Annotated in this window: 15 protein-coding genes and 1 other RNA gene; 9 read left to right on the top strand and 7 right to left on the bottom strand. The window is 59.1% G+C overall.

The annotated features are described in order from the left end of the window. Nucleotides 1–16: 16 nt before the first annotated feature. The 4 genes from ssrA to HBR94_RS18545 all read right to left on the bottom strand — a co-directional run bounded on the left by ssrA (nucleotide 17) and on the right by HBR94_RS18545 (nucleotide 5,554). Nucleotides 17–410: a transfer-messenger RNA gene (gene ssrA / locus HBR94_RS18560) on the bottom strand. A gap of 102 nt (nucleotides 411–512) precedes the next feature. After that, entirely contained in the window at nucleotides 513–797 is a 285-nt protein-coding gene (locus HBR94_RS18555) for a hypothetical protein (protein WP_057440183.1), read from the bottom strand. Nucleotides 798–898: 101 nt separating this feature from the next. Then, nucleotides 899–3,733, bottom strand: coding sequence for an FAD-binding and (Fe-S)-binding domain-containing protein (locus HBR94_RS18550; protein ID WP_170045333.1), 2,835 nt, complete (start codon nucleotides 3,731–3,733; stop codon nucleotides 899–901). Between the two features lie 126 nt (nucleotides 3,734–3,859). Further along, nucleotides 3,860–5,554 (bottom strand): lactate permease LctP family transporter, encoded by a 1,695-nt coding sequence (locus HBR94_RS18545; RefSeq protein ID WP_057440181.1) that lies wholly within the window; start codon nucleotides 5,552–5,554, stop codon nucleotides 3,860–3,862. A gap of 259 nt (nucleotides 5,555–5,813) precedes the next feature. On the opposite strand from HBR94_RS18545, the gene HBR94_RS18540 reads away from it, so the two are divergent. Further along, nucleotides 5,814–6,581, top strand: a complete 768-nt coding sequence (locus HBR94_RS18540; RefSeq protein ID WP_057440180.1) for an FCD domain-containing protein — start codon at nucleotides 5,814–5,816, stop codon at nucleotides 6,579–6,581. A 65-nt stretch (nucleotides 6,582–6,646) separates the two neighbouring features. On the opposite strand, the gene smpB is transcribed toward HBR94_RS18540, so the two are convergent. After that, nucleotides 6,647–7,129, bottom strand: coding sequence for an SsrA-binding protein SmpB (gene smpB, locus HBR94_RS18535; RefSeq protein ID WP_029299012.1), 483 nt, complete (start codon nucleotides 7,127–7,129; stop codon nucleotides 6,647–6,649). 168 nt (nucleotides 7,130–7,297) lie between these two features. Here smpB and HBR94_RS18530 point away from each other — a divergent pair, with 168 nt between their 5' ends. Then, nucleotides 7,298–7,732: a type II toxin-antitoxin system RatA family toxin gene (locus tag HBR94_RS18530; RefSeq protein WP_057440179.1), complete on the top strand. Its 435-nt coding sequence runs from the start codon at nucleotides 7,298–7,300 to the stop codon at nucleotides 7,730–7,732. Further along, a complete protein-coding gene (locus tag HBR94_RS18525) occupies nucleotides 7,725–8,039 on the top strand; it encodes an RnfH family protein (RefSeq protein ID WP_170045332.1) in 315 nt (104 codons plus the stop codon). Before HBR94_RS18530 ends, HBR94_RS18525 begins: the two co-directional genes overlap by 8 nt. 61 nt (nucleotides 8,040–8,100) lie before the next feature. Here HBR94_RS18525 and HBR94_RS18520 read toward each other — a convergent pair whose 3' ends face one another. Continuing rightward, a complete protein-coding gene (locus HBR94_RS18520) occupies nucleotides 8,101–8,628 on the bottom strand; it encodes an outer membrane protein assembly factor BamE (RefSeq protein WP_057960664.1) in 528 nt (175 codons plus the stop codon). Between the two features lie 98 nt (nucleotides 8,629–8,726). On the opposite strand from HBR94_RS18520, the gene fur reads away from it, so the two are divergent. Then, entirely contained in the window at nucleotides 8,727–9,131 is a 405-nt protein-coding gene (fur, locus tag HBR94_RS18515; RefSeq protein WP_010562662.1) for a ferric iron uptake transcriptional regulator, read from the top strand. 96 nt (nucleotides 9,132–9,227) lie between these two features. Here fur and recN read toward each other — a convergent pair whose 3' ends face one another. Next, nucleotides 9,228–10,901, bottom strand: a complete 1,674-nt coding sequence (recN, locus tag HBR94_RS18510; RefSeq protein WP_057440176.1) for a DNA repair protein RecN — start codon at nucleotides 10,899–10,901, stop codon at nucleotides 9,228–9,230. Between the two features lie 232 nt (nucleotides 10,902–11,133). Between recN and grpE the strand changes: the two genes are divergently transcribed. From grpE to carA, 5 genes are all read left to right on the top strand, one after another. Continuing rightward, nucleotides 11,134–11,703: a nucleotide exchange factor GrpE gene (gene grpE, locus HBR94_RS18505; RefSeq protein WP_170045331.1), complete on the top strand. Its 570-nt coding sequence runs from the start codon at nucleotides 11,134–11,136 to the stop codon at nucleotides 11,701–11,703. Nucleotides 11,704–11,806: 103 nt separating this feature from the next. Beyond that, nucleotides 11,807–13,729 (top strand): molecular chaperone DnaK, encoded by a 1,923-nt coding sequence (gene dnaK / locus HBR94_RS18500; RefSeq protein WP_057960662.1) that lies wholly within the window; start codon nucleotides 11,807–11,809, stop codon nucleotides 13,727–13,729. 316 nt (nucleotides 13,730–14,045) lie between these two features. Continuing rightward, on the top strand, nucleotides 14,046–15,170 hold the full coding sequence (gene dnaJ, locus HBR94_RS18495; protein ID WP_057440175.1) for a molecular chaperone DnaJ: 1,125 nt from the start codon (nucleotides 14,046–14,048) through the stop codon (nucleotides 15,168–15,170). Nucleotides 15,171–15,180: 10 nt separating this feature from the next. Continuing rightward, on the top strand, nucleotides 15,181–15,987 hold the full coding sequence (gene dapB, locus HBR94_RS18490; RefSeq protein WP_057440174.1) for a 4-hydroxy-tetrahydrodipicolinate reductase: 807 nt from the start codon (nucleotides 15,181–15,183) through the stop codon (nucleotides 15,985–15,987). Between the two features lie 259 nt (nucleotides 15,988–16,246). Then, on the top strand, nucleotides 16,247–17,383 hold the full coding sequence (gene carA, locus HBR94_RS18485; protein WP_057440173.1) for a glutamine-hydrolyzing carbamoyl-phosphate synthase small subunit: 1,137 nt from the start codon (nucleotides 16,247–16,249) through the stop codon (nucleotides 17,381–17,383). Nucleotides 17,384–17,415: the final 32 nt, after the last annotated feature.

Raw genomic sequence — 17,415 nt, 5'->3', positions numbered from 1 at the left:
TCTTTAGATGTTGAAGTGGTGGAGCCGGGGGGATTTGAACCCCCGTCCGCCAGTACTCTGCTGTCGGTACTACATGCGTAGCCGTTTCTATTAAGTTAACCCTCAGCGACCCGAAGGGCAGGGTGCTTTGGGCGAGTTGTGTAAGTTTTAGCCGCTTCGTCCACAACGTACTGCACGGCGATTCTGTTCTATATGACAATCACTTTGGGTTTACAGACATCCCCTGGTGATTGCTGGACCCGAAGGTACCAGGAGGGAAGGGCTAAGGCTGCTTACGCAGCGAGAGCGTATTCCCCGTAGGTTTCGTCATTGGCAACTATAGAAAGTTGCAACAGTGGATTTACGAGTTCTGTTACCAACTCGGCATGCACCTAAAGGTTCGCAACCGGCGTCGAATCCTAAACGGCCCCGTGCTTGTTGCCCGATGTGATCGTGAGCGACAAGCCTGCGCAGTGTACGTCAAACGGTCACAGAAGGCCAACCCGAAAGGTTGGCCTTGAGCGGTTGGCGGGTTATGGGTTGCCGCCTTTGTCCAGGTTCTGCAGGTCTTGCAGGGCTTTGGAGGTGATCTCGATACACTTCTTCTCATCACCGGCCGCGTGGGCTGCTTTGGCTTGGGAGACGGCCGTGTCGATCTCGCCGCTTTTGCCACTGGTGTCGGTGGCGAGCAGTGCTTTGCCGTTGTTGATTTTATCCAGGTTGATCTGGCACAGATCTGCTTCGTTGCCTGCGGCAAACACGGGGGAGGCCAGCATCGCAGCGGTAACGAATACACCAGCCAGTACGGAACGCTTCATGGGTATCTCCTTGTGCAAAGAGGTCTCGATGCTGCGCGGTACGTGCGGGCAGCCGGCGAGGTCATGGGTCGGCCCCGGTTGCCCGGGGCTTAAGCAAGTGACTACGCCAGTTCGCAGGGGTTCGTTTTTATTGCGCGGGCCTGGGTTACCCGGTCAACCAGGTAGACCAGGCCGTGGTAATCAATCCCACCGTGCTGGGTCAGACCGATCTCACAGGTGCGGCTGGTGGAGATGCCTTCGCTGCAGTACTGCACGGCGTCCTTGAGGGAGCGCAGGGAGTGGGCGTTGAGTTCCGGCGTGGTGAAGCCTTTGTCGCCGGCAAACCCGCAGCAGTGGATGCCTTCGGGGATTACCACGTTGTTGCTGCAACGCCGGGCCAGGTCGATCAGGGCCTGGCTTTCGCCCAGGTGCTGGGTGCTGCAGGTCACATGCACGGCAATCGGAGCATCCTGGGGGGTGAAGTCCAGGCGGTCCATCAGGTGGGTGCGGATAAACCGCACCGGGTCGTAGAGGTCCAGGCGCGTTTGCCCCAGGTCCTGGACCAGGCGCAGGGTGCAGGGGCTGGTGTCGCAGTAGATCGGGTCGAGACCGCCACGGCTGGCGTGGAGCAGGGCGCCGATCAGCTCCTGGCGTTTGTGTTCGGCCTGTTCGGCGTAGCCTTTGGAGGCGAAGGGCTGGCCGCAGCAGAGGCTGTCCGGGTTGTCTGGGATGACCACCTGGTAACCGGCTTTTTCCAGCAGGCCACGGGTTTTGTCGTACAGCGACATTTGCTCTTTGTCCCCGGCCGCCGGACCCATTGCCCGCGATACACAGGCCGCGAGGTAGACCACCCTTGGGCGTTCATCGTTGACGGCGGGGCTGAAGCGGATGGTTTTTTCCGGCTGTGGCATGGCGCTGGTCCACTGCGGGATTCGCCCCTTGGACAGCTTGGTCATGGAAGCCGAAAGTTTCGCCAGGCGTGGCGCGCCCAGTAGCATGCGGGCGCCGTTGGCCACATGCAGGGTGAAGCGTGCGCCTTGCAGTGCGGTGGAGAAGTGGCTGGCCAGCCACTCGGCGGTTTTCGTACTGCCTGCTTCACGGCTGCGCAGTTTTTTCACCAGGTCGCCGGTATTGATGCCTACCGGGCAGCGCTGGGCACACAGCCCGGTGGCGGCACAGGTGTCGATGCCTTGATAGTGATACGCCGCTTCCAGCTCGGTGGTGTCGATGCCGGCGCGTTTGCGCGCCTGGATATCACGCCAGATCACGATGCGTTGGCGCGGGCTCAGGGTCAGGCCCTTGGAGGGGCATACCGGCTCGCAGAAACCGCACTCGATGCACTTATCCACAATCTCATCGGCGGCGGGCAGGGGCTTGAGGTTTTTAAGGTGGATTTGCGGGTCTTCGCTGAGCACCACGTCTGGGTTGAGAATGCCGTTGGGATCGAGCAGGCGCTTGAGTTGCCACATCAACTGATAGGCATCGCTGCCCCACTCCAGTTCGACGAAGGGCGCCATATTGCGCCCGGTGCCGTGCTCGGCTTTCAGCGAACCGCCGAACTCCACGGCCACCAGTTGTGCCACATCATCCATGAACGCTTGATAGCGTGTGACTTCTTCGGCGCTGTTGAAGCCTTGGGTGAACACAAAGTGCAGATTGCCTTCCAGGGCGTGTCCGAAAAGGATGGCTTCGTCGTAGTGATGTTTGTCGAACAGCTCGATCAAGCGGTTCACACCAATGGCCAGTTGCTCCACCGGGAAGGTCACGTCTTCGATGATTACCGTGGTGCCGGTCTTGCGTACGGCGCCGACGGCGGGGAAGGTGTCCTTGCGGATCGCCCACAGGCGTGCGTTTTCCAATGGGTCTTCGGTGAAGTCGACTTGCTTCTCGACCGGGAAGTCGGCCAGCGAGGCCATGATCAGCGCCAGTTGTTCATGCAGCAATGTGGATGAGGCGGCGCGGGATTCGATTAATAGCGCGCAGGCACTTTCCGATAGTTGTTGTACGAAAGCGGGCATACCGGGTTTGTCCTGCACCGAGCGCATGCTGCGTCGGTCCAGCAGCTCAACCGCTGACACTGGCTGGGTTTTCAGCACGGTGACGGCATTGCAGCAGGTTTCTACATCCGGGAATACGATCAGGGCCGAAGCTTTGTTCGGGTGATCAATGACGGTGTCGTAGGTCACTGCGCTGATAAAGCCCAGGGTGCCTTCGGAACCCACCAGCAGATGGCTGAGGATATCCAGTGGCTCGTCGAAATCCACCAGGGCATTGAGTGACAGCCCGGTGGTGTTTTTCAGACGGTATTTATGGCGAATTTTTGCCGCCAATTCAGGGTTGGCCCGGGTCTCGCGGCCCAGGGTGGCCAGGCGCTCAAGCAACTGGCTGTGTTGTTGGCGGAACGCCGCGACGCTGGTGGCGTCCTCGGTATCGAGGCGGCTGCCGTCGGCCAGCACCAGGCGAATCCCTGCCAGGGTGTGGTAGGTGTTCTGGGCGGTGCCGCAGCACATGCCGCTGGCATTGTTGGCGACAATCCCACCGATCTTGCAGGCGTTGATTGACGCCGGATCCGGACCGATCTTGCGCCCGAACGGCGCAAGCCAGGCGTTGGCCTGGGCCCCAATGACGCCAGGCTGCAGGCGGATTTGCGTACCTTGGCCACGAATCTCACGCCCGTTCCAGTTATCGCCGAGCACGATCAGCACCGAATCGCTGATGGCCTGGCCGGAGAGGCTGGTGCCGGCTGCGCGAAAGGTCACTGGCACGCGGTCACGTTGCGCCAGTTGCAGCAACTCGACCACTTCATCTTCCGATTCGACGCGCACCACCAGTTGTGGGATCAGTCGGTAAAAACTGGCGTCGGTGCCGAAAGCCAGGGTGGAAAGAGGATCGTCGAAGCGTCGATCTTTCGGGATCAGTCGTGCGACAGCATCCAGGAACGCGATGGGCAGACTCATGGGGCCTCCAGGATCAGCAGCACCCAGTCTGGGGAGCCTTGGCGCCACGGTCCTGCAGACTGGGTTGTGAATAGCTGACGCCGCAAAGCGGTTGCGGCGTCGGTTCTTACGGTATTGCCTGTGGTCTTAATGCACCAGCATGCCGGTGAACCAGTACGCCTGGGCGTAGGTGATCAGGCCGACAATCGTGGCGAAAAACAGGCTGTGCTTGAGGGTAAAGCGGAACAGGTCGGATTCCTTGCCGACCAGGCCGGTCGCGGCGCAGGCCACGGCGATCGACTGTGGCGAGATCATCTTGCCGGTTACGCCGCCACTGGTGTTTGCCGCTACCAGCAGGGTGTCGCTGACGCCGATCTGGTGTGCGGTGGTGGCTTGCAGGGAGCTGAACAGGGCGTTGGACGAGGTATCGGAACCCGTGAGGAACACACCCAGCCAGCCGAGGAACGGCGAGAAGAACGGGAATGCCGCGCCGGTGCCGGCCAATACCAGAGCCATGGTCGAAGACATGCCGGAGTAGTTGGTCACGAATGCGAACGCCAGCACCATGCCGATGGACAGGATCGGCCAGCGCAACTCGTAGAAGGTCTCTTTCAAAGTGGTCAGACCAGTTTTGAAATTGATCTTCAGCACCAGCATGGAGATCAGTGCGGAGAAGAAAATCGCCGTGCCGGTGGCGGAAATCGGGTCCAGCTTGAACACCGCTGGAATGGCCGTCGCGTTGGTGACGATGGGTGCAACCTTGATCACCATCTGGTCCAGGTGCGGAATCGCAAAGTTGAACACCCAGCTGTACATCGAGCCGCCGGCGGCGAACATCGCCTTGAACGGCTTGAGGGTCCAGATGGTCACCAGCACGGTCAGGATCAGGAACGGCGACCAGGCTTTGAAAATCTCCATCAGGCTGTAAGGCGAAGCCACGGAAGTGCGCGGCTGGCCGAAACCGCCGACGCTGCCGGTAACCGAAACGCTGGAGGTGGCGCCAGCAATCTGTGCGCCCGCTGTACGCTTGGGCTGCCAGACTTTAAGGAACAGGGTCAGGGAGATCAGGCTGGCCAGGGCCGAGGTGATATCCGGCAGTTCCGGGCCGATGAAGTTGGAGGTGAAGTACTGGGTGATGGCAAAGCTCAAGCCAGCCACCAGTGCCGCAGGCCAGGTTTCCTTGACGCCGCGCAGGCCGTCCATCATGAACACCAGCCAGAACGGCACGAACAGGGACAGCAGCGGCAGCTGGCGGCCGGTCATGGCGCCGATCTTGAAGGCGTCGATGCCGGTGACCTGGCCGGCCACGATGATCGGGATCCCCAGGGCGCCGAACGCCACTGGCGCGGTGTTGGCAATCAGGCACAGGCCGGCGGCGTACAGTGGGTTGAACCCCAGGCCGACCAGCAGCGCGGCAGTAATCGCCACGGGTGCGCCGAAACCGGCGGCACCTTCCAGGAATGCGCCGAAGCAGAAGCCGATCAGCAGCACTTGCAGGCGCTGGTCATCGGTAATCGACAGCACCGAGCTGCGGATCACTTCGAACTGGCCACTCTTGACCGTCAGTTTGTAGAGGAATACCGCTGCGACGATGATCCAGGCGATTGGCCACAGGCCGTAGGCAAAGCCATAGCCGGCAGCGGCAAATGCCATATCGACCGGCATCTGGAAGGCAAATATCGCCACCAGGATCGACAGCGCCAGGGTGATGCTCCCGGCAACATGGCCTTTAAGGCGAAACACCGCCAGGGCCAGGAAGAAAAATATGATCGGGATAACGGCGGCCAGTGCGGACAGGCCAAGGCTGCCGAGTGGGCTGTAGAGCTGTTGCCAGGTTTGCATATGGGGTGGCCCCTAATTGTTGTTGGTCATGCATGCTCAGCTGATTTGGATAATTGGTAAGACCAATTTACAATCGCTGTTGGCTAGGTTAAGAGCCTTCGGGGTGGCGTGTCAATTTGCCGCTTGAGAAACTTTGGTCGTATGTCGGCGGGGCGGGGTCTGATCGGTGCAATCAAAGGGGTTCTGATAGGTGCCGACGCCGCCGCAATAGGCCAGAATAGAGGGCCCGGCGAGTGGCCGGGATCGTGGAGAGTCAGTTATGGCGTTTGATCAGGTGCGTCAGCGCCGTTTGTCCGACGATATTGTCGAGCAGCTTGAGGGGATGATCCTTGAGGGCACGTTGAAGTCGGGTGAGCGATTGCCAGCCGAGCGCGCACTGGCTGAACAGTTCGGTGTGTCGCGTCCGTCATTGCGCGAGGCGATCCAGAAGCTGGCGGCCAAGGGGCTGCTGGTCAGTCGCCAGGGCGGCGGCAATTATGTGGTGGAGACGCTGGGTTCAACCTTCAGCGATCCATTGTTGCATCTGCTGGAAAGCAACCCCGAAGCCCAGCGGGATCTGTTGGAATTTCGTCAGACGCTTGAAGCGTCTTGCGCTTATTACGCCGCCTTGCGTGCCACGGAAGTGGATCGCGAACGGCTGACTGCCGCCTTTGACGCCTTGCAGGATTGCTATGCGCGGGATGATGAGGTGAGTCGCATTGAAGAAGGCGCGGCCGACGCCAGGTTTCACTTGGCTATCGCCGAAGCTAGCCACAACGCGGTATTGCTGCACACCATCCGGGGCTTGTTTGATTTGCTCAAGCGTAACGTGGTGACCAATATCGGCGGCATGTACCAGCAACGCACCGAAACCCGGGATATGCTGATCAACCAGCATCGGGATTTGTATCTGGCGATTATCGAGGGGCGGGCGGAACAGGCGCGCGAGGTCTCAACACGTCACCTGCTGTACGTGCAGGAAGTGTTGGAAGAGGTGCGTCAGGAAGTGCAGCGCATGGCTCGGGCAGAGCGGCGCAAGGGGATATAGCCTGCAAATGTGGCCAGGGAGCAGGCTCCCTGGCCACATCGGCTCGCTTCAAGAGGCGGGGAAGATCAGTCTTCCTTGCCCTTGTTGCGTACGGCGCGCTGCAATTCCCGATTGGAGTCGCGTTCGCGCTCGGTATCACGCTTGTCGTATTCCTTCTTGCCCTTGCCCAGTGCGATCTCGCACTTGACCAGGTGCTTGCTCCAGTACCACGACAGGCAGACGCAGGCATAACCCTTCTGCTGGACCGCAGCAGCGAGCTTTTCCAGTTCGCGGGCATTGAGCAGCAGCTTGCGTGTGCGCACCGGGTCGGCAATAACGTGGGTACTGGCGGTCATCAACGGCGTGATATGACTGCCGAGCAGCCAGGCCTCGCCATCCTTGAGCAGCACGTAACTGTCGACCAGTTGCAACTTGCTGGCGCGCAGACTTTTTACTTCCCAGCCGGCCAGGACCAGACCAGCCTCGAACCGATGTTCGATGAAGTAATCGTGTCGCGCCTTTTTGTTCTGCGCGATGGTCCCTGTTGGGTGTTTCTTTTGTTTAGCCATAGGGGCGGCATTATAGGCAGTTGCGAGCGTGTCGGCTACGGTCAACCTGCGTGCTTGAGCGTGTTGGATGAATCCCGGACAATACCGCCAGTTTTCTGGTTTTTTTCTCTCGCGAATCGGGCAGTCTTTTCGCGATGTTTGCCGCTCAGCTTCGGAAATAACGCTCCCATGACGACGCATATTCAACGCTCGGCCCTGCTGCCTTACCCGGCGCAAGCGCTCTATGACCTGGTCAATGACGTGGCGAGCTACCCGGATTTCCTGCCCTGGTGCTCCTCATCCACGGTGCTGGAGAGCAGCGATGAGCATATGCGCGCGAGCCTGGAGGTATCCAAGGGCGGGCTTGGTCAGAAGTTTGTGACGAGTAATGTGCTGGTTCCCGGTCAGTCGATTGAGATGAATCTGGAAGAAGGGCCGTTCACTCAACTGCACGGCGTCTGGGTGTTCAAGCCGCTGGGGGAGAAGGCCTGCAAGATCAGCCTGGACCTGACGTTTGATTACGCGGGCTCCATTGTGCGGGCGACCTTGGGGCCGCTGTTCAATCAGGCGGCGAATACCCTGGTGGATGCGTTTTGCCAGCGGGCCAAGCAACTGCATGGCTGAGTCGTTGATCGAAATTGAGGTGGTCTACGCTGCGGTAGACCGGCAACGGTTGTTGAGCCTGGCGGTTGCGCCGGATACGAGCCTGAGGGCTGCGGTGCTGGCGTCGGGCATTGCGGCACAGTTTCCCGAACTGGATATCGCCGCTTGCCCCTTGGGGATTTTCGGCAAGGTTGTGGCGGACGCTGAAACCCGTAATGTCCAGGTCGGCGATCGCATCGAGATTTATCGCCCCTTGCTGGCGGATCCCAAAGAGGTCAGGCGCCTGCGAGCAGCTAAAGCGGCTGAAGCCCGGCGGCAAAATTCATAACCTGTGAAATAGCAGACAACAAAAAGCCCGGCATGCCGGGCTTTTTGTTGAGCGATACAAATTATTGCGGGGCTGTATCCAGAGGTTCTGGCGTTGGCACCGGAACGGTTTCCACGCTGTCGATGTCTTTCTGGATGGTATCCAGCAAGGAGCCAGGCTTGGCCGGCACCTCGGACTTGGGTTTTTCAGCATTCTGCGCTGGCGCAGTGACGCTGGTCCCGCTGTCCTTGCCCAACAGGGCTTCATCACGGCTTACGCCGGGCATGAAGTCACCGGAAAGGCTGACCAGTTGGTCGTTGCCATTAAAGATGACACTGACGCGCTCCTGTTGGCGCTCTCCGCCTCCAGGCTGCAGGCTATAGAGATAATCCCAGCGATCGGCATGGAATGTGTCGGTCAGCAGGGGATTGCCCATAATAAACCGTACTTGCCGTCGGGTCATTCCCGGGCGTAACTGGTCTATCATGTCCTGCGTGACGACATTGCCCTGCTGGATGTCGATTTTGTAAACCCCGGGGAATGAACAACCGGCGAGTGCGAGCAGTCCCACAAGGGTGAAACTGGTTAGCAAGAGCTTGGTGTTTTGCATCGGTGGGCGACTTCCACTATCTTGGCTGGGACAACGTAAACGCCGATCATACCCGTATTAAGAGAAGCTGCGAAGCAGCATCCGCGAGAAAGCTAACCATGGTTGAAAATAGCGAACTACGCAAAGCCGGTCTTAAAGTGACTCTGCCACGAGTCAAGATTCTACAAATGCTCGATTCCGCCGAGCAGCGCCACATGAGTGCCGAGGATGTTTACAAGGCGCTGATGGAGTCTAACGAGGACGTCGGCCTGGCCACGGTTTACCGTGTACTGACCCAGTTCGAAGCCGCAGGGCTGGTGGTTCGTCATAATTTCGACGGCGGTCATGCGGTGTTTGAATTGGCTGACGGTGGTCATCACGACCACATGGTTGACCTGGATACCAATGAGGTTATTGAGTTCACCAGCCCGGCAATCGAAAAGCTTCAGCACGAAATCGCTGAGGAGCATGGATTCGATTTGGTTGACCACAATCTTGTGTTGTACATCCGTAAGAAAAAGTAAAAAAGCGCTGCAGATTCGCTCTGCGCAACGATCGAAGGCGACCCTAGGGTCGCCTTCATGCTATCTGCCGTCAGAGAAAATCCGACAAAAAAGGATTCAAGCCTTCGCCGTTACCACCATTTTCTTCGCGTGGGCCAGGGACTCCTTGGTCAGGTCGATGCCGCCAAGCATGCGCGCGACTTCTTCCACCCGTTCGGTCTTGTTCAGCTTGGACACGGCGGTATGTGTCGCGTCGCTGCCCCGTACCTTGTGCACAAATAGATGCTGATGCCCTTGGGCTGCAACTTGTGGCAAGTGGGTAACGGTCAGCACTTGTCCGCGCTCACCCAGGCGGCGCAACAATTGGCCGACAATTTCAGCGGTCGGCCCGCCAATCCCCACATCTACTTCGTCGAAGACCAGGGTCGGTACGCGCGAGGTCTGGGCGGTAATAACCTGGATTGCCAGGCTGATCCGTGACAGTTCACCGCCGGAGGCGACTTTGGCCAGAGCCTTCAGGGGTTGGCCCGGGTTGGCACTTACCAGCAATTCGACCTGTTCCAGGCCATTGGGCTGTAGTTCGTTGCCACTGTTGGCGTGCAACTCGATGGTGAAGCGTCCACCCGGCATGCCCAGGCGTTGGATCTCCTGCTCAACGGCACAGGCCAGTCCGGTTGCGGCCTGGTGCCGCAGGTCGCTCAGTTCCCGGGCCTTTTCCTGGTAATGACGGGCAAAGGAAGCCAGTTCATCGCCCAGGCGCTCGATGGATTCATCATTGGCATTCAGGGTTTCGATCTCGTCCAGCAGCTTTTGCTGCATGGCCGCCACTTCGGTCGGCTGGATCCGATGTTTGCGCGCCAGGGTATAAATAGTGTCGAGGCGCTCTTCGATCTCTTGCAGGCGGGCCGGGTCAGCATCGAAGTGGTCAAGGAAGCGGTTCAGTTCACCAACGGCCTCTTCGACCTGGATCTGCGCACTGGTCAGCAGGGTGGTGGCTTCATTCAGGGAGCCAGAGCCACTGTTTACGCTCGACAGGCGGTTAAGGCTTGCCGTCAGTGCGTTCAGTACATTGCCGGAGTCACTTTCGCTGCATTGCTCGACAACCTGGCGGCAGATGCCCAGCAGGGTTTCGGCATTGGTCAGGTTCTTGTGCTCCTGCTCCAGCTGTTCCAGCTCGGTTTCGCCCAGGCCCAGGCTTTCCAGTTCTTCCAGCTGATAGCTGAGGAGTTGGTGGCGGGCGCGTTGCTCGTCGCCGGAATTGGACAGGCGCTCCAGTTCCAGGCGGGTCTGGCGCCAGCGTTGTGCGGCCAATTGCACCTGGCGGGCGAGGTCGGTGGCGCCGGCGTATTCATCCAGCAGTCGGCGATGGGTATCGGTTTTCAGCAGGGATTGATGTTCATGCTGGCTGTGGATGTCGATCAGCAGCTCACCGAGGGCCTTCAGGTCGCCGAGTGGGCAGGGCGTGCCATTGATGTAGCCCCGCGAGCGGCCTTCGGCGGTGATCACCCGGCGCAGAATGCACGGGCTATCGCTGTCAAGGTCGCGCTCGGCGAGCCAGGCGCTGGCTTCCGGAATATCTGCCAGGTCAAAGGTCGCCAGAATATCGGCCTTGTCTGCACCGGGACGAACCACGCCGCTGTCGGCGCGATCACCCAGGGTCAGGCCCAGGGCGTCGAGCATGATCGACTTGCCGGCGCCGGTTTCGCCTGTGATTACGCTCATCCCGCGATCCAGTTCAAGATCCAGATGCTCAACGATGGCGTAGTTATGTACGGACAGGTGAACCAGCATAGTGGCCGCTCCCAGGCTTTAGGTCTGGTTATTTATACAGTGTTTTGTTTGGCGCTGACAATCCTGCGACTTAGCTCAATTTGCTTGGATAAAGGGTTTTTTTAGCTCTATGTGGAATGTGCGGGAAAGTGTGAGTCGGGGTATGTCCGCCCTTGAACCTGGAAATTGTGGCCCCATATACCGGAACAGAAGCGCGAGTTGAGTTCGCGCAGGATTTCGAAAGGAGAAAACTATGGCTGACGAACAGACGCTGGATACGCAAAACCCAGACGCCAACCAGGCCTCGCAGGCAGCGGGTGAAGATCTGACGGCTCGTGTGCAAGTGCTCGAAGAGCAACTGGCAGGCGCTCAGGATCAGGCTTTGCGTGTTGCTGCCGATCTGCAGAACGTCCGCCGCCGCGCCGAGCAGGATGTAGAGAAAGCCCACAAGTTTGCGCTGGAGAAGTTTGCCGGTGATCTGTTGCCGATCATCGACAGCCTGGAGCGTGGCCTGGAGCTGTCCAGTCCGGACGACGAAAACATCCGTGCCATGCGCGAAGGGATCGAACTGACCCTGAAAATGTTCCAGGACACCCTGAAGCGTTATCAGCTGGAAGCAATCGATCCGCAAGGCGGCGAGCCGTTCAACGCGGAGCATCACCAGGCCATGGCCATGCAGGAAAATGCTGACCTTGAGCCTAATAGCGTGTTGAAGGTGTTCCAGAAGGGCTACCAGCTCAATGGTCGCCTGTTGCGCCCGGCGATGGTGGTGGTGAGCAAGGCTCCCGCACCGGTTTCGCCGTCGATTGACGAGCAGGCTTGAAATCGTTCGTAACGACCCCATTTATAAGTCAAGCGTTTAAGTGCTACCGCAGTTAGCCACCACTGCTGCGGCAACCAAATCCAAAGTTTCGGGAGAGTGAATCATGGGCAAAATTATCGGTATCGACCTGGGGACTACCAACTCCTGCGTCTCCGTGCTGGAAAACGGCGTATCCAAGGTTATTGAAAACGCAGAAGGCGCGCGTACCACTCCGTCCATCGTGGCTTACGCCAACGACGGCGAGATCCTGGTAGGCCAGTCCGCCAAGCGTCAGGCTGTGACCAATCCGCATAACACCCTGTACGCGGTGAAGCGTTTGATCGGTCGTAAGTTCGACGAAGAAGTCGTACAGAAAGACATCAAGATGGTGCCGTACAAAATCGCCAAGGCTGACAACGGTGACGCCTGGGTTGAAGTGAACGGCCAGAAAATGTCGCCACCGCAAATCTCGGCTGAAATCTTGAAAAAGATGAAGAAGACTGCTGAAGACTACCTCGGTGAAGCAGTGACTGAAGCGGTGATCACCGTTCCGGCCTACTTCAACGACAGCCAGCGCCAGGCGACCAAAGACGCCGGCCGCATCGCGGGCCTGGACGTAAAACGTATCATCAACGAACCTACCGCGGCCGCTCTGGCCTACGGCATGGACAAGGCCAAGGGCGACCACACCGTGATCGTTTATGACCTGGGTGGCGGTACTTTCGACGTTTCCGTGATCGAAATCGCTGAAGTCGATGGCGAGCACCAGTTCGAAGTGTTGGCGACCAACGGTGACACGTTCCTGGGCGGCGAAGACTTTGACATTCGTCTGATCGACTACCTCGTTGACGAATTCAAGAAAGAAAGCGGCATGAACCTCAAAGGTGACCCGCTGGCGATGCAGCGCCTGAAAGAAGCTGCTGAAAAAGCCAAGATCGAACTGTCTTCGAGCAATTCGACCGACGTGAACCTGCCGTACATCACTGCAGATGCCACCGGTCCTAAGCACTTGAACGTGAAGATCTCGCGCGCCAAGCTGGAATCGCTGGTTGAAGACCTGGTTCAGCGCACTATCGAACCTTGCCGCATCGCCCTGAAAGATTCGGGTATCGACGTTGGCTCGATCAACGACGTGATCCTGGTTGGCGGTCAGACCCGTATGCCGCTGGTACAGCAGAAGGTCACCGAGTTCTTCGGTAAAGAAGCGCGTAAAGACGTGAACCCGGACGAAGCCGTTGCCATGGGTGCTGCCATCCAGGGTGCGGTACTGGCCGGCGACGTGAAAGACGTGCTGCTGCTGGACGTCAGCCCGCTGACTCTGGGTATCGAAACCATGGGTGGCGTGATGACCGCGCTGATCGAGAAAAACACCACGATTCCTACCAAGAAATCGCAAGTGTTCTCGACTGCCGATGACAACCAGGGCGCCGTGACCATTCACGTGCTGCAAGGTGAGCGTAAGCAGGCTGCACAGAACAAGTCCCTGGGCAAGTTCGACCTGGCCGAGATTCCACCCGCTCCACGTGGCGTGCCACAAATTGAAGTGACCTTCGACATCGACGCCAACGGCATTCTGCACGTAGGCGCCAAGGACAAGGCTACTGGCAAGACTCAGTCGATCGTGATCAAGGCCAACTCCGGTCTGTCCGAGGAAGAAATTCAGCAGATGATCAACGATGCTGAAAAGAACGCCGAGGAAGATCGCAAGTTCGAAGAACTGGCTGCTGCCCGCAACCAGGGTGATGCACTGGTTCACTCGACTCGCAAAATGATCGCGGATGCTGGCGACAAAGTGACTGCTGAAGAGAAGACCGCAATCGAAGCCGCCGTGGTTGCCCTGGAAGCCGCTGTTAAAGGCGACGACAAGGCCACTATCGAAGCCAAGGTTGAGGAGCTGTCGAAAGTCTCCGCGCCGGTCGCTCAGAAGATGTACGCCGAGCAGGCTCCGCAAGGTGACGGTGCTGCGCAACAGGCAGAACCTGAAGCCAAGCACGACGACGTTGTCGATGCCGAGTTCGAAGAAGTAAAAGAAGACCAGAAGAAGTAACTTGGTCGCCCGGTTGACCGCTATCAAGCGGTGACTGGTAGGATGTCGCCGCGCGGGAGCTTGCTCCCGCGTTGGCGTGTCTGGGGTACGCGAATTTTTACAGCATGCGACAAGGTTCGGATGTTGGCGGTGTGATCGGGAATGCTCCTGCTTTGCGATCGACAGGCACCGCGTTTTTGGCTGGGTCTCGGCTGAAAGCAGTAAAGACCAGGATCGTTGAATTTGACGTGAGTTGGGTCCGGGCCTGTATTGGGGCTCAACGAGTTTGGCAGGCTCAGGAGGGTTTTGCCGGACGTCCTTAAGAGTGCAAAGACTTATGGCAAAGCGTGACTATTACGAAGTATTGGGTGTGGAGCGCGGTTCCAGCGAGGCGGACCTGAAGAAGGCTTACCGTCGCCTGGCGATGAAGCACCACCCGGACCGTAATCCGGATAACAAAGAATCCGAAGAATTGTTTAAAGAGGCCAATGAGGCCTACGAATGCCTGTGTGATCCGAACAAGCGTGCAGCCTACGACCAGTATGGCCATGCCGGTGTCGATCCAAGCATGGGCGGCGGCGGGGCTGGCTTTGGCGGGCAGAACTTCTCCGATATCTTCGGCGATGTATTCAGCGACTTCTTCGGCGGCGGTCGTGGTGGTCAGCGTGGCGGTGCCCAGCGTGGCAGCGACTTGCGCTACACCCTGGAACTGAATCTGGAAGAGGCCGTACGCGGCACCAGCGTCAATATCCGCGTGCCGACGCTGGTCAATTGCAAGCCGTGTGACGGTTCGGGCGCCAAGAAAGGCTCCTCGCCGATCACCTGCCCGACCTGTGGCGGTATTGGCCAGGTGCGCATGCAGCAGGGTTTCTTCTCGGTGCAGCAAACCTGCCCGCGCTGCCATGGCCAGGGCAAGATCATTTCCGATCCGTGCGATTCTTGCCACGGCGAAGGGCGCGTCGAAGAGTACAAGACCCTGTCGGTGAAAGTGCCGGCGGGTGTTGATACTGGCGACCGCATCCGTTTGTCGGGCGAGGGCGAGGCGGGCGCGCAGGGTGGTCCGACGGGCGACCTGTACGTGGTGATCAACGTGCGCGAGCACGCGATCTTCCAGCGTGACGGCAAGCACCTGTTCTGCGAAGTGCCGATCAGTTTTGTCGATGCGGCCCTGGGTGGCGAGCTGGAGATTCCGACCCTCGAAGGGCGGGTCAAGCTGAAGATCCCCGAGGGTACTCAGACCGGCAAGCAGTTCCGGATCCGTGGCAAAGGTGTAGCGCCGGTGCGCGGTGGTGGTGCGGGCGACTTGATGTGCCGTGTGGCTGTCGAGACGCCGGTCAACCTGGATCGTCGTCAGCGTGAGTTGCTCGAAGAGCTGCGCGGTTCGCTGGCCGGTGATGGCTCCCATTCGCCCAAGACCGCTGGCTGGTTCGAAGGCGTGAAGCGCTTCTTCGGCGACCTGTAAGGACGTGGATATGCGACGTATAGCAGTGATGGGCGCCGCCGGGCGCATGGGCAAGAACCTGGTGGAGGCGGTGCAGCAGCGCTCGCCTCTGTCGGGGCTGACTGCGGCGATCGTGCGCCCGGGCAGTACGCTGATCGGCGCCGATGTTGGCGAGCTGGCCTCCCTGGGGCGGATCGGTGTGTCATTGTCCGGCAGCCTGGAGCAGGTGGCTGATGAGTTCGATGTATTGATCGACTTCACCCTGCCCGAAGTGATGCTGAAAAACCTGGCGTTCTGCCGCAAGGCGGGCAAAGCCATGGTTATCGGTACCACGGGCCTGAATGCCGAGCAAAAGCAATTGCTCGTCGCGGCAGGCAAGGACATTCCTATCGTGTTTGCCGCCAACTTCAGTGTAGGCGTCAACCTGTCGCTGAAGTTGCTCGACATGGCGGCAAGGGTGTTGGGTGATGACGCGGATATCGAGATCATCGAGGCGCATCACCGGCACAAGGTCGATGCGCCATCGGGCACTGCCATGCGCATGGGCGAAGTGATTGCCGATGCCTTGGGGCGTGATCTGTCGAAGGTTGCGGTATATGGTCGCGAAGGTCATACCGGGGCGCGCGAGCGTGAAACCATTGGCTTTGCCACCGTGCGCGGTGGTGATGTGGTGGGTGACCATACGGTGCTGTTTGCTGCCGAAGGTGAGCGCCTGGAAATTACCCACAAGGCTTCCAGTCGCATGACCTTCGCCAAGGGCGCGGTGCGTGCCGCATTGTGGCTGGAGGGCCGCGAAGCGGGTCTCTACGACATGCAAGACGTGCTGGATCTGCGTTAATCAGTAGCAAAAACGGGCCCGGAGGATTACTCTAGGGCCCCGTTTTTACCCGCTAAGCGACGTCCTGTCGCATTCTCCTGCCTTTTCGGCTCATTAGCGGTGGACCCAAAAAGCCTTTTTCTGTAAGCTACAGCTTTAGTGTGTCCACTAAAAGCGCGCAGAATAATTCAGTGAAGAAGCGGGGTGACGTGTCCATACGTCACTCCGCTTTTTTGCAACCTGCGATCGCCCTTTCAGGCTTTATTTACGGGAGGTCTTCTTGACTAAGCCAGCCATACTCGCCCTTGCTGATGGCAGCATTTTTCGCGGCGAAGCCATTGGAGCCGACGGTCAGACCGTTGGAGAGGTGGTGTTCAACACCGCCATGACCGGCTATCAGGAAATCCTTACCGATCCTTCCTACGCCCAACAGATCGTTACCCTGACTTATCCGCATATCGGCAACACCGGTACTACACCGGAAGACGTCGAGTCTGATCGTGTCTGGTCGGCCGGTCTGGTGATTCGTGACCTGCCACTGGTTGCGAGCAACTGGCGTAACACGATGTCGCTGTCCGATTACCTGAAAGCCAACAATGTTGTGGCGATCGCCGGTATCGATACGCGCCGCCTGACACGCATCTTGCGTGAAAAAGGCTCGCAGAACGGCTGCATCATGGCCGGTGACAATATTTCCGAAGAAGCGGCAATTGCTGCAGCGCAGGGCTTCCCTGGCCTCAAAGGCATGGACCTGGCGAAAGTCGTCAGCACCAAAGAGAAGTACGAGTGGCGCTCCACTGTCTGGGACTTGAAGACCGACAGCCACGCGACCATCGAAGCGGCTGAGCTGCCGTATCACGTCGTGGCCTACGACTACGGCATCAAGTACAACATCCTGCGCATGCTGGTCGAGCGCGGTTGCCGTGTGACCGTGGTCCCGGCCCAGACCCCGGCCAGCGATGTGTTGGCCCTGCAACCGGATGGCGTGTTCCTGTCCAACGGCCCGGGTGACCCTGAGCCATGCGACTACGCGATCAAGGCCATCAAGGAAGTGCTGGACACCGAGATCCCGGTATTCGGTATCTGCCTCGGCCACCAGTTGCTGGCCCTGGCCTCCGGCGCCAAGACCCTGAAAATGGGCCACGGCCATCACGGTGCCAACCACCCGGTACAAGACCTGGACACCGGTGTCGTGATGATCACCAGCCAGAACCACGGTTTTGCGGTGGATGAAGCCACCTTGCCGGCCAACGTGCGTGCCATTCACAAGTCGCTGTTCGACGGTTCCCTGCAGGGTATCGAGCGCACCGATAAGAGCGCGTTCAGCTTCCAGGGCCACCCTGAAGCGAGCCCGGGCCCGAACGACGTAGCGCCGCTGTTCGACCGTTTCATCAATGAGATGGCCAAGCGACGCTGACTGAGTGGCCTGCGGGCGGCCCCGACTCTCGG

Source organism: Pseudomonas sp. WS 5412 (assembly GCF_012985615.1).
GTDB classification, from domain to species: Bacteria; Pseudomonadota; Gammaproteobacteria; order Pseudomonadales; family Pseudomonadaceae; genus Aquipseudomonas; species Aquipseudomonas shahriarae.
Note: the sequence above shows the minus strand (reverse complement) of the source record. Positions and strands in the feature narration are given on the sequence as shown.